The sequence below is a fragment of the Loktanella sp. S4079 genome (assembly GCF_000967725.1).
Classification (GTDB): domain Bacteria; phylum Pseudomonadota; class Alphaproteobacteria; order Rhodobacterales; family Rhodobacteraceae; genus Yoonia.
This window is the reverse complement of the sequence record NZ_JXYE01000004.1, coordinates 166,092-177,928: the sequence shown is the minus strand read 5'-3', so window position 1 is coordinate 177,928 and position 11,837 is coordinate 166,092. Positions and strand designations below refer to the sequence as shown.

At 54.4% G+C, this 11,837-nt stretch carries 10 protein-coding genes; 5 read left to right on the top strand and 5 right to left on the bottom strand.

The genetic code is table 11. The features are described 5' to 3' along the window. Nucleotides 1-60 precede the first annotated feature (60 nt). The gene (locus TW80_RS12865) at nt 61-1,611 is read left to right on the top strand and encodes a hypothetical protein (protein WP_162197175.1); all 1,551 of its coding nucleotides are present in this window, start codon (nt 61-63) and stop codon (nt 1,609-1,611) included. Here the strand turns inward: TW80_RS12865 and TW80_RS12860 are convergent. From TW80_RS12860 to TW80_RS12845, 4 genes are all read right to left on the bottom strand, one after another. Beyond that, entirely contained in the window at nt 1,608-2,396 is a 789-nt protein-coding gene (locus TW80_RS12860) for a metallophosphoesterase family protein (protein WP_045997836.1), read from the bottom strand. The genes TW80_RS12865 and TW80_RS12860 overlap by 4 nt on opposite strands. Nucleotides 2,397-2,408: 12 nt before the next feature. Further along, nucleotides 2,409-3,761 (bottom strand): dGTP triphosphohydrolase, encoded by a 1,353-nt coding sequence (dgt, locus tag TW80_RS12855; protein ID WP_239450549.1) that lies wholly within the window; start codon nt 3,759-3,761, stop codon nt 2,409-2,411. A gap of 111 nt (nt 3,762-3,872) precedes the next feature. Continuing rightward, nucleotides 3,873-5,465 carry a phosphoglycerate dehydrogenase gene (gene serA, locus TW80_RS12850; protein ID WP_045997835.1) on the bottom strand — a complete coding sequence of 531 codons (1,593 nt, stop codon included), beginning with the start codon at nt 5,463-5,465 and terminating at the stop codon, nt 3,873-3,875. A 76-nt stretch (nt 5,466-5,541) separates the two neighbouring features. Next, nucleotides 5,542-6,684 carry a phosphoserine transaminase gene (locus TW80_RS12845; protein ID WP_045997834.1) on the bottom strand — a complete coding sequence of 381 codons (1,143 nt, stop codon included), beginning with the start codon at nt 6,682-6,684 and terminating at the stop codon, nt 5,542-5,544. 154 nt (nt 6,685-6,838) lie between these two features. Between TW80_RS12845 and serB the strand changes: the two genes are divergently transcribed. From serB to TW80_RS12830, 3 genes are all read left to right on the top strand, one after another. Beyond that, nucleotides 6,839-7,714, top strand: coding sequence for a phosphoserine phosphatase SerB (serB, locus tag TW80_RS12840; protein ID WP_045997833.1), 876 nt, complete (start codon nt 6,839-6,841; stop codon nt 7,712-7,714). A 59-nt stretch (nt 7,715-7,773) separates the two neighbouring features. Then, nucleotides 7,774-8,895 (top strand): trans-sulfuration enzyme family protein, encoded by a 1,122-nt coding sequence (locus TW80_RS12835; protein WP_045997832.1) that lies wholly within the window; start codon nt 7,774-7,776, stop codon nt 8,893-8,895. A 189-nt stretch (nt 8,896-9,084) separates the two neighbouring features. After that, the gene (locus TW80_RS12830; protein ID WP_157033270.1) at nt 9,085-9,660 is read left to right on the top strand and encodes a hypothetical protein; all 576 of its coding nucleotides are present in this window, start codon (nt 9,085-9,087) and stop codon (nt 9,658-9,660) included. Nucleotides 9,661-9,912: 252 nt separating this feature from the next. Here TW80_RS12830 and TW80_RS12825 read toward each other — a convergent pair whose 3' ends face one another. Beyond that, nucleotides 9,913-10,599, bottom strand: coding sequence for a response regulator transcription factor (locus TW80_RS12825; protein WP_045997830.1), 687 nt, complete (start codon nt 10,597-10,599; stop codon nt 9,913-9,915). 158 nt (nt 10,600-10,757) lie between these two features. Here TW80_RS12825 and ribA point away from each other — a divergent pair, with 158 nt between their 5' ends. After that, the gene (ribA, locus tag TW80_RS12820) at nt 10,758-11,834 is read left to right on the top strand and encodes a GTP cyclohydrolase II (protein WP_045997829.1); all 1,077 of its coding nucleotides are present in this window, start codon (nt 10,758-10,760) and stop codon (nt 11,832-11,834) included. Nucleotides 11,835-11,837: the final 3 nt, after the last annotated feature.

Sequence of the window (11,837 nt, the reverse complement as noted above, 5' to 3'; positions counted from 1 at the left end):
ATCACGCCCTGATTTAACATTGCCGTGTACGTTCGCGGCCCGTAACCTGCGGCTATGGAATTGTCTAACCAGCCGATTGATAAACCGCTCGCGCGTATTGCCCATTGGGTCGATGTTCAAAACTTGATTGATCGTGGTGCGCTTAGCCCCGCAGAAATGCGTTTGATTGCAGCAGTTCAGCAAGGCAGCTGGGCCGAAATCGGGCAGAGCTGTCCGAACGAAAAATTGGCGGATTTGTCCATCCGTGCACCGTTGATCAGCTATTTCGCGACAGGCGGATGCAGTGAAATGCAAACACCCGGCACTGGCGTGCAAATTCAGGGCGCTTGGATCAGTGGGACGCTTGATCTGAACTTCGCACAGGCAGTTGGTTCGCTGGCGCTTGTGAATTGTTATGTCGAAGAGCGGCCCAGAATGCTGCAACTTTCCGTCGCGAGCCTGATGCTAAAAGGGAGCGTTTTGGCCAACGGGATCAATGCCCAAAGCGCGGAAATTCCCGGTGATGTGGTATTTGAAAAGGCAACGATACACCAAGAGCTTTGCCTCGCTGGGGCGCATCTTGGTGGGCAGTTGATCTGCACACGCGCGCAAATGCTGAACGGCGAAGGTGTCGCGCTGAACGCGCAAGGGGCCGAGATTGATGGCGACCTGTTTTTGCGTGGCGCAAATGTTGAGGGCGCAGTGCGTTTGTCCGGGGCGCGCGTTGGCGGGCAGCTTAGCTGTAAAGAGGCGCGTTTGCGTAACGCCGGTGGCGATGCGTTGGACATGCAACGGATCGTCGTGAGCGAAGGTTTCTATTGGCAACAGGTTGAATCCGTTTTGGGCCGGGTCGATCTGACCTCAGCCCATTGTGCCGATCTGGCCGATGATGCCGCTAGTTGGGCACTGTGTGACGAACTGTGTTTGGTTGGGTTGACCTACGATGTTTTGCACGGCTCTGCCGATGTGTCTGAGCGGCTTTCTTGGTTGCGCAAAGGTGCGGTCTGGGACCGGGAATTCCACCCACAGCCATACGAACAGCTTGCCAAAATCATGCGCGAAAGCGGTCATCGCTCTGAGGCGACCAGCATTTTGTTCGACAAGGAAAATGCGCGGCGCAAATCAATCAGGAAACGCTGGATCGCAGAGAAACGCCCATTTCGTTGGTTGGCGCAGTTGATTTGGGATCTCATGTTGCGCAGTACGATTGGTTTTGGGCATCGGCCTCAGCGGAGCTTTTACGTGCTTGTCGTTCTTGTCGCGATTGCCTGGCTCTTTGCGCATTTTGCGTGGGTTAAAGGTGATTTTGCCCCGAATGTCGCGGTGGTGCTGTTGTCGGACGAATGGCGAGGACTAGCGCATGGGCCGGATGCGGTGCCGAACCCGGCAATGATTTGGGGCGACGCGCAACATGCTGGCAAAGACTACGAAACATTTAATGCGGTCGCCTATGCTGTGGATGTGGTCGTGCCGTTGATCTCGCTTGGGCAGGATGCGGCATGGGCCCCGTCTACCAATCGTGGACCTTGGGGCTGGCATTTGTGGTGGCTGCGTTGGGTGTTGACTGCCTGCGGTTGGATCATCACGGCCATTGGTGCAGCCGCAGTCACTGGGGTGATCCGCAAGGATTAGGGATGCAGCGGTACGCGCCCGTTGTCCGTTAATGTCCAACAATGGCGTCCCTCGAACACCGCAGGGATAAGCGGGCGACCGTATCCCGCACCCGCATCCAGATCGACGCGGTTACCAAAGTGTTCAGGCGCGTCCAGCGCAGTATGACCGTGGACAACCAATTTGCCAAAGTTGTGCGCGCTGTCCAAGAAACCCTCGCGTATCCAGATCAGGTCCTCTGGGTCTTGGTGAGGAAGCGAAATATGTGGGCGCAGTCCGGCATGCACACACAGTAGATGTTCTGTTTCGTGCCACAAAGGTAGATTTTCGATAAAGGCGATGTGCCATTCGGGGATGCTGGCCTGCGCGGCCGCGATGAGCGCGTCGGGGGTGATCCAGCCCGCTTCTGTTTCGCAATGTACCAATCGCTCTTGTTCGCCAAACGCTTGGTCGGCGAAATGCATTTGCCCGACGACCCCATAGGACGCGAGGGTCTGCGCCCCGCCAAGTCGCGGATTCAGCCAATTCAGACCGGATTTCACACGTGGATCATGTTGACGACCTTCGCGGATAAAACGTGCAAAGAACCGATCATGATTGCCCAGAATACACGTCCAAGGGCGCCCGGCCTCTTGCCCTGATAGCAATGTCTCAAGCACGCCGCGGCTGTCAGGACCACGATCAACATAATCCCCCAGAAACACGATATGGGCGTCCTCGCCCCCGTCAGCAGCGATCAGCCCGAGGGCATGATCAAGCATCTCTTTTTGGCCGTGAATATCGCCAATAGCGTAAATTTTTGACATGAATTTAATACCTTATGTCAGTCGCCCGCGTATCATATCCTGAACAGAGGCTGCGTATCTGTCTGTCATACCCGACACGAAATCAGAGAGGCTATGCAGCGCGCTATAGGCGTCGTTGACCTCGCGCAGATCTAGCTGAGTCGCCGAAACCAACTGACGGTGATAATCGCCCAGCTTACCCGCATCCCAAGCGACCTCTTGCAATTCTTGGTAGACCGGCAGCAATCCAGACAAGACATCGTGCACGATATTGCGGCCTGTCACTTCGAGCATGGTCTTGCGCGGAGCGGTGAAAATTTGCTGGTGCGCGACGGATTTTATCTCGGCAAAGGCCGAGGCGACGGTGCTTTGCGAAATCAATGACGCAGAGAAAGTCCCCGACATGATCGCATCATAGTGTTTTTGGAATGCGGCGACGCATGCGCTGATGGCCGCACCGATCGCACGTGCACGGTAATAGCCGATCTGCTCCATTACGGTAGCGCTGTCAAAGTCCCGATTGGTGCCGCCAAAGACTGGTATCAGCAACGCAAGCGCTTGGGCGGCGGGGATATCCCCGGCCTCGACCGCGTCTTCGATATCCATGATATTGTAGCAAATATCGTCTGCCGCCTCGACCAAGAAGGCGAGCGGATGACGTTTCCAACAGGTGTCACCGTGCGATGTGTCAGGGATCAGCCCAAGATCAGCGGCGAGGGTTTGGAAAAGCGGGTATTCAGACTGAAATACCCCAAACTTTGCCAGACCTTTGTATGGTTTGCCTTGCGCCTTTCCCGCTTCAGAGGTCCGGGCCAAGGCAGGGTATTTCGTAAATGCACCCAGTGTCGCTTTTGACAACCGCATGCCGCCATCATGGCGATACATCTCGAGACGGGTCAAAAGCCGAAAGCCTTGTGCGTTACCTTCGAATTTTTCGAATTCGATACGATCCTCTGCGCGAATATCAGCGAACAGCCCCTGCGCGTTTCGAAACTGTTTTGCAAACCAACCGCCGATTGCCGCCTCGCCGGAATGCCCAAAGGGTGGGTTACCGATGTCATGCGCCGCCGCTGCCGATTGAACAACGCCAGACACAACGTGCTTTTGTCCGGGTGCGATCAGGTTCTCATCTTCGAGCCACTGACCGACTTCGATCCCCAAAGATCGGCCCACGCTGCTTGTCTCGGCGCTATGGATCAAGCGGTGGTGAAGGTGGTCTTTGGCATAGAGCGGGTGGACCTGAGTTTTATTCGCCAGTCGACGGAATGGGTGCGAAAAAATAATGCGGTCGTAATCTTGTGCGTAGTGGGGGCGGTTCTTGTCTTCGACACGATCCGGATCGCCCAATAGGGATGTGTTTAAAAGTTGTTCCCAATTCATCCGCATGAACTGATCCGCCTTCATTCGTTTATTGAAATATTACAATGAATTACCAACAGTCAGAGCACAAGTGCGGACAAGAAAAAGGCGCGTGGGGGTGCCACGCGCCTGATCTGTTTAGACGTCAAAGGTAAGCGGTTTGACCTGTTGGAACAAACCCGTTTCCTTGAGGTCTGCCACCGCCTTTTCAGGAAGCGGCGCATCGACGTAGAGCAGCGCGATTGCTTCGCCTTTGGCCTCTGCGCGGCCAAGCGTAAAGTTCGCGATGTTGACGTCGTTTTTCCCAAGCAACGTACCCAAGGTCCCGATGATGCCAGGAACGTCTTTGTTCGTGGTATAGAGCATGTGTTCGCCGACCTCGGCGTCGATGTTGATGCCTTTGATCTGGATAAAGCGTGGCTTGCCGTCGCTAAACACAGTACCCGCGATAGAACGCTCACGTGTTTCAGTCACGATGGTGACTTTGATGTAACCTTCAAACGCGCCGGATTGATCTTGCTTTGTGGTTGAAATCTTGGTGCCACGTTCCTTGGCAATGACAGGCGCAGAAACCATGTTCACGTCAGGGTTCGTCGCTTTCATCATACCAGCCACAGTTGCAGCCGTCAGCGCCTTGAGGTTCATGGTGCTGGCTTCACCGTCAAACAGGATGTTCACAGCTTTGATTGGCTCATCTGTCATTTGGCCGATGTAGTTGCCAAGGTGACCAGACAGTTTGATCCATGGGCCCATGATCTTGGCTTCTTCGGCTGTGACCGAAGGCATGTTCAGTGCGTTTTGCACGGCACCAGTCAGCAGATAGTCAGACATCTGCTCAGCGACTTGCAGGGCTACGTTTTCTTGGGCTTCGGTTGTTGCCGCGCCAAGGTGCGGGGTGACCACAACGTTTGGCAGGTTGAACAGTGGGTTCTCTTTGGCGGGCTCTTCGGCGAACACGTCAAACGCGGCACCGGCAACGTGGCCAGATTTCAGCAATTCAGCCAAAGCAGCCTCATCGACCAGACCACCACGTGCACAGTTGATGATGCGCACACCTTTTTTGGTCTTAGCAAGGTTTTCTGCGCTCAGGATGTTTTTCGTGTCAGCAGTCAGCGGCACGTGCAGGGTGATAAAATCAGCACGGGCGAGCAGTTCGTCGAGTTCGACCTTCTCTACACCGATTTCAGTGGCGCGCTCCTCGGACAGGAAGGGGTCCATTGCGACGACCTTCATCTTGAGGCCGCGTGCGCGGTCACAGACGATCGAACCGATGTTACCTGCACCGATCACACCGAGCGTTTTGCCTGTCAGCTCAACACCCATGAACTTGGATTTTTCCCATTTGCCGGCGTGTGTGGATTCAGATGCCTCAGGGATTTGGCGCGCGACGGCAAACATCATCGCGATCGCGTGTTCGGCTGTCGTGATCATGTTGCCGAATGGCGTGTTCATCACGATGATACCCTTGCGGGATGCCGCTTCGCGGTCGACGTTGTCCACGCCGATACCAGCGCGGCCAATAACCTTAAGGTTGGTCGCAGCTTCGATGATTTTCTCAGTCGCTTTTGTCGCGGAACGGATCGCCAGACCATCATATTGACCGATGACCTCAAGCAGCTTGTCCTTGTCTTTGCCAAGGTCAGGCTGGAAATCAACGTCAATGCCGCGATCTTTGAAAATCTGTACGGCGGCTTCGGAAAGTTTGTCAGAGATAAGTACTTTAGGTGCCATTGTAAGCTATCCTTTCGGGCGGGAGGGCAGATCAAATTTAGCTAAATTTGATCGCCGTCACCGTTTCTATAGAAATTTACTGTGCTTCGATTTCGGTCTCGAACGCCCATGCCAACCAAGGCAACATGGCTTCGATGTCGGATGTCTCGACCGTTGCGCCACACCAGATCCGCAGACCTGCAGGGGCATCGCGGTACGCACCGATATCAAGCGCGACGTTTTCGGCTTCCAGACGCTTTGCAACCGCTTTCGCGAATGCAGCGCCGTCTTTGATCCGGTCGTCGGTGAATTTCAGGCAGACAGAAGTGTTCGAGCGTGTCGCAGGATCAACGGCTAGGTTATCGATCCAGTCGTTCGCAGCACAGAAGTTCCAGATTGCACGTGCGTTCGCGTCAGCGCGGTGGATCAACGCGTCCAGACCACCAATTGAGCGACCCCATTTCAGCGAAACGAGGTAATCCTCAACAGCCAGCATTGACGGCGTGTTGATGGTTTCTCCACGGAAAATACCTTCGATCAGCTTGCCGCCTTTGGTCAGACGGAAGATTTTCGGCAGCGGCCATGCAGGTGTATAGCTTTCCAGACGCTCAACAGCGCGAGGTGAAAGGACAAGGATACCGTGGGCAGCTTCACCGCCCATTACTTTCTGCCAAGAGAAAGTCGTGACATCCAATTTTTCCCAAGGCAGGTTTTGGGCAAACGCAGCAGATGTCGCATCGCAGAGTGTCAGGCCCGCGCGGTCGCCGGGGATCACGTCGCCAGTTGCAACGCGCACGCCGGATGTGGTGCCATTCCAAGTAAAGCAAACATCGTTGTCATAGTTCAGCGCGGCCATATCAACGATCTCACCGTATTCGGCGGTGTGAACGGTGGCTTCGATTTTTAGCTGTTTGACAACATCGGTGACCCAGCCTGCACCAAATGATTCCCATGCGACCATTTCAGCAGGGCGTTCACCCAAGAGCGACCACATGGCCATTTCAAATGCGCCAGTGTCAGAGGCAGGTACAATCCCAATGCGGTAATCGGCAGGGATGCCCAGAATTTCGCGTGTCAGGTCAATGGCCTCGGCCAATTTGGCTTTGCCAATAGATGCGCGGTGTGAGCGGCCTAGTGGCGCGTCACGCAGTGCTTCTAGATTCCAGACAGGAGGTTTGGCACATGGGCCAGAAGAAAAACGCGGATTAGCCGGCCGCGTTGCCGGTTTTGTGGTAGCCATTGCTGTTACCCTCTCAGATATGCGCCCTTCGTTGGGGAAGGGTGTCCCACCGCCGGGCATAAGCCCAAGTGCGGGCTTTCACAACAGTAAAAATGTCGCTAGACCGCCGCTTAAGGCGCTTTTTGCGACACTCTCTGACGCGGATAGGAAACTCATGTTTACGGTCACTCTTTTGACAAACCCTGCTGAGCGAACGCTGGAATTAGCGTTGGTTGATAGTTTGCGTAACGCTTGGGGTGGCGGAGAAGCGCATTGGCTCGCCGTTGATGAAGCGGCCGAATTCGACATTCCGCAAACGCCTGATAATCAATGGGATGTTTGGCAGGATCTGCAAGACAACGGCGTTGATCTGATTGTGCAACCCACCGCAAACAGGCGCAAAAAAATGCTCTTGGCGGATATGGATAGCACGATGATCCGTCAGGAATGCATTGATGAACTTGCCGCTGAGGCGGGCGTCGGTAAACGCGTTGCTGACATTACCGCGCGGGCGATGAATGGTGAGTTGGACTTTAACGAAGCACTGACCGAACGGGTTGGCCTGCTCAAGGGTTTGCCCGAATCGGTGATCGAAAAGGTGCTGGACGAACGGATCACATTGATGCCCGGCGGTTATGAACTTGTCAGCACGATGAAGGCGAACGGCGGATACGCCGCGTTGGTCTCTGGCGGGTTTACGGCGTTCACTGCACGAATCGCTGCCACCCTCGGGTTTGATGAAAATCGGGCGAACACATTGTTGGTCGCCGATGGAAAGCTGACGGGTGCGCCCGGCCTGCCAATTTTAGGCAAGGCTGCCAAAGTCACGGCTCTCGAAGAAATCACCGCCAAGCTTAACATTCCAGAGGCGGATGTTCTTGCCGTTGGTGATGGGGCAAATGACCTAGGGATGTTGACGCGCGCGGGCACGGGCGTTGCGCTTCACGCGAAGCCATCGGTGCAAAAAGAATGCGCCGTGCGCGTGAATCACGGTGATCTGACCGCGCTGTTGTTTATCCAAGGGTACAGCCGCGACGCCTTTGTGACCTAAAGCCGCTTGCAACGGCTGCAAAATCTGCGCGTCATATGGGGAGTTAAAGGATACCCCCAATGAAAAAGACGCTTAGACCCGCGACGATTGCTGCTCATGCTGCGGGGGCATTGGACCCACAATCTGGTGGGGTTGTGCCAGCCTTGCAGCCGTCAACGACATTTACACGCGACGAGAATTACGCGCTCACCCGGCCCGACAATATCTATTCACGCGATAATTCCGACAATTTGCGCCAAGCAGAGGAAGTTATTCGCAAACTCGAAGGGGCCGCGGAAACGTTGTTGTTTCCATCGGGTATGGCTGCAATTGCGGCGGTATTTCGGACTTTGGCTAACGGTGCGGCGGTTGTCGTTCAATCTGGCATCTACTGGGGCACAACGTCATGGGTGCGCGATTTCTGCGCCCGGCGCCAGATTACACTGATCGAAGCTGACCTGCCTGATTTGGTGAAACAAGCGCAGCAATCTGGGGCGGCGATGGTTTTTGTTGAAACTCCGTCTAACCCTTGGCTTAAGACAGTCGATATTGCCGCGCTTAAGGCGGCAATTGATGCGGTGCTGGTGGTGGATGCGACTGCTGCGACGCCGATCTTGATGCAACCTTTGGCGATTGGCGCGGACATCGTGATGCATTCAGCGACCAAGGCAATCAATGGGCACTCTGACGTCTTGGCGGGTGTGTTATCGACCAACGACATTGCGGCGCAAATCTGGCAGGATATCCGTGCAGATCGCAAAGGGGCGGGGGCGATCCTTGGCCCGTTCGAGGCATGGCTTCTGACGCGGGGAATGCGGACGTTGCCGTTGCGTATTGAGCGGATGTCACAAAACGCTATCGCTCTGGCACAACATCTGTTCGACCATCCAAAAGTCGCGGATGTATTTTATCCAGGCTTGCCGTCACATCCCGGTCACGAGATCGCGACCAAGCAGATGAACGGCGGCTATGGCGGTTTGTTATCAGTTCTCGTCGATGGATCACGTGAAGACGCGCTGCGGGTGGTTGCCAAGCTACAGTGTTTCTTGCGGGCGACTTCATTAGGCGGTGTCGAAAGCCTCGTCGAACATCGGCACACAATCGAGCCACACACTGGCATCCCCGAAAACTTGATCCGGGTTTCAGTCGGGATCGAAGATATTAAGGATTTGATCGCGGATTGGGATCAGGCGTTAGACTGAGGCAAGGGGTGCATGAACAAATTCAATTGTGATCGGGACTGTCAGCCTAGTGAGGTGGGGCATGACCATCGATAAAGTTTTGATCCGTATGACGGCTATCAATGCCACTGATTAGTTTACTGAGCAATCGTTGACGCATTCAGGTCGGAGTGTTTTGTTCGGTGATGAATTTAGCGATGAGCGTAGCAGATGATATTCACATCGGAAAAGAAATCTCAGAAAATACGGCATGCCTTGGCGGAATACGTTGACGCTGCGCTAACAGCGGCGCGTTTTTTGCCGCGACCACTCGTCCATGATCGTTGGCTAACCGGCCCTCAAGCTTTTTATGGATATGGCAGTTTTAGCCGTGAAAATGCAGATAGCTTAGACCTCTGTCGCATCTGTTTTTGGCGGTACGGGCACAACTTCTATTTTCAGCGATATGGCGGCGCCTTTTTTGTGGAGTTTGCACGGGTGCCCTTGCCCTTCGTCGTCGAGGATATCGATCTATTTTCTGATGATCCCACGATACATGAGAAGGTGATTGAGCCAGACGATGTAACGCTCGATAGGTGTGCTAAATTTCCAGCCGGTGCGCTTCGTGGGTCACCGGATATGACAACCGTCCAGCGCCATATATTCAGATACAATCACATCTGGGACGATCAACAAGCCTTGAATGACTTATCACAAATGGTCGCCGGATACTTGCCGCAGATGGAACAGTGGTTCGATGACAATCTCGACAGACCCAATGCGGCAACACTGCGGACAAAGGTTTAGTTTCGCCTAAGAGAAATCAGGAGCGAGATCTTTTGATCTGCAAACCATTCTTGAGAAACACATGCGACTTTGGGCTCAAAGCCGTCATTCCTTCCAAGTTGGCCCCTTAGAGTAATGCCATACGACAAAAAAAGCCCGGGCAAATTGGCCCGGGCAAGTCCAACAGGGAGGTGGTGATGAACCCGATCACCGGCGGGATCTTGGGCCCGGTAGCTCACGGAGGGAGGAAGAGGAACTACCGGGTTTGGAGTACTACGCCACTAATCTATAGCCGCCAGATTCGGTCACAAGAAGGCGAGCATTTGACGGATCTGGTTCAATTTTTTGGCGAAGACGATAGATGTGGGTCTCTAACGTATGGGTTGTAACGCCAGCATTGTAACCCCAAACCTCGTGCAACAGCACGTCGCGGGCAACTACGCCCTCGGTTGAACGATAGAGGAATTTAAGGATGTTTGTTTCCTTTTCGGTCAGGCGAACCTTCTTATCGTCTTCTGTTATCAGCATTTTTTGCGCGGGCTTAAAAGTATAGGGCCCAAGCTGGAAAATCGCGTCTTCGGATTGTTCATGCGCGCGCAACTGGCTGCGGATACGCGCAAGCAGCACGGGGAACTTGAACGGCTTGCTGACATAATCATTCGCGCCTGCGTCTAAACCTAAAATTGTGTCAGCGTCACTATCTTGGGCCGTCAACATGAGAATCGGGCATTTGACGCCCTGCTTGCGCATCACGCGGCATAGTTCGCGCCCGTCCGTGTCGGGTAGGCCGACATCAAGGATCATCAGATCGTAGAGACCTTCCTTTGCTTTTGTCATCGCGCTCGCGCCGTCATCGGCCTCGAATACGTCAAAGTCTTCGGTCATTAGCAGCTGTTCACCCAGCGCCTCACGCAGGTCATCATCATCGTCGACCAGCAAAATTTTCTTGAGTTGTCCCATGACAGCCTCCTTCTTTACTCACAAGAGATGTGGTCTTGATACGCAGAGGACAAGGATTTCCGTCAAACATTCACACGCTCGTGTGATTAATCGTGCAAATGTTTCACTTTGCTTCAGAACAGGGTAACGATGTGTCATAATATAACAGGGCACATGGCATGGGATTTAATCCAGATATCACCGAACGACTGGCGCGCGCGCGGGCTGACCTGCGGATGGGCGTTCCTGTTGTATTTGATGGTGGCGCTGTCGTTTTAGCCGTTGAGACGTTAGATTCCGCGCGTTTGGCACATCTGAGGGAACTGGGCGGAACCCCGGTGCTCGCTGTGACAAGCTGGCGTGCCCAAACACTAAAGGCCCATGCCTATGATGGTGATTTGGCGCGAATCGAGCTTCCATTCGATGCCGACCTGTCATGGGTCCAATCTGTTGCAGACCCGGCTGACGATCTGCGTTCCCCGATGAAAGGTCCGGTTAAAACCCAGCGTGATGGTGATGCCGGTTTGCATCGCGCCGCAATCGCGTTGACCAAAGCGGCACGGCTTTTGCCTGCGGCAGTGGTGCTACCAATCAATGATCCGGTCGGATTTGCGCGTGATAACGACCTTACCTTAGTGCCCGCCGATGGTGCGCTGAATGATGCGCTGAGCCCGCATAACCACATCATCAGTGCACGTTTACCATTACAGGTGTCCGAGGCGGGGCGGCTGCACATTTTCCGGCCTGATGATGGCGCCGAAGAACACTATGCCGTTGAAATCGGCCAACCTGATCGGGACAAACCCGTTCTGTCCCGTCTGCATTCGGCGTGCTTTACCGGCGATCTGCTGGGGTCATTGAAATGTGATTGTGGGCCGCAATTGCGCGGTGCGCTGGCCCAAATGGGCGAAGAGGGCGCGGGGGTTCTGCTATATTTAAACCAAGAGGGGCGTGGAATTGGGCTTGCCAATAAGATGCGTGCCTATTCGTTGCAGGATCAGGGTTTTGATACGGTAGAGGCCAATCACCGCCTAGGGTTTGAAGATGATGAGCGTGATTTTCGCATTGGCGCTGAAATTCTGAAACGGATGGGATTTTCGCAAGTTCGCCTGCTCACCAATAATCCTGCAAAGGTCGCGAGAATGGAAAGCTGCGGCATCCAAGTCGTCGAACGTGTGCCGCTGCGTGTGGGTGAGAATGCGCATAACCACGATTACCTACGCACAAAGGCCGCAAAATCGGGCCATTTGCTGTAGCCG

Excerpts from the sequence above, each read along its gene's own strand:
- TW80_RS12860 (WP_045997836.1), bottom strand. The coding sequence starts at position 2,396 with ATGTCAAAAATTTACGCTATTGGCGATATTCACGGCCAAAAAGAGATG.
- dgt (WP_239450549.1), bottom strand. The coding sequence starts at position 3,761 with ATGCGGATGAATTGGGAACAACTTTTAAACACATCCCTATTGGGCGAT.
- serA (WP_045997835.1), bottom strand. The coding sequence starts at position 5,465 with ATGGCACCTAAAGTACTTATCTCTGACAAACTTTCCGAAGCCGCCGTA.
- TW80_RS12845 (WP_045997834.1), bottom strand. The coding sequence starts at position 6,684 with ATGGCTACCACAAAACCGGCAACGCGGCCGGCTAATCCGCGTTTTTCT.
- serB (WP_045997833.1), top strand. The coding sequence starts at position 6,839 with ATGTTTACGGTCACTCTTTTGACAAACCCTGCTGAGCGAACGCTGGAA.
- TW80_RS12835 (WP_045997832.1), top strand. The coding sequence starts at position 7,774 with ATGAAAAAGACGCTTAGACCCGCGACGATTGCTGCTCATGCTGCGGGG.
- TW80_RS12830 (WP_157033270.1), top strand. The coding sequence starts at position 9,085 with ATGATATTCACATCGGAAAAGAAATCTCAGAAAATACGGCATGCCTTG.
- TW80_RS12825 (WP_045997830.1), bottom strand. The coding sequence starts at position 10,599 with ATGGGACAACTCAAGAAAATTTTGCTGGTCGACGATGATGATGACCTG.
- ribA (WP_045997829.1), top strand. The coding sequence starts at position 10,758 with ATGGGATTTAATCCAGATATCACCGAACGACTGGCGCGCGCGCGGGCT.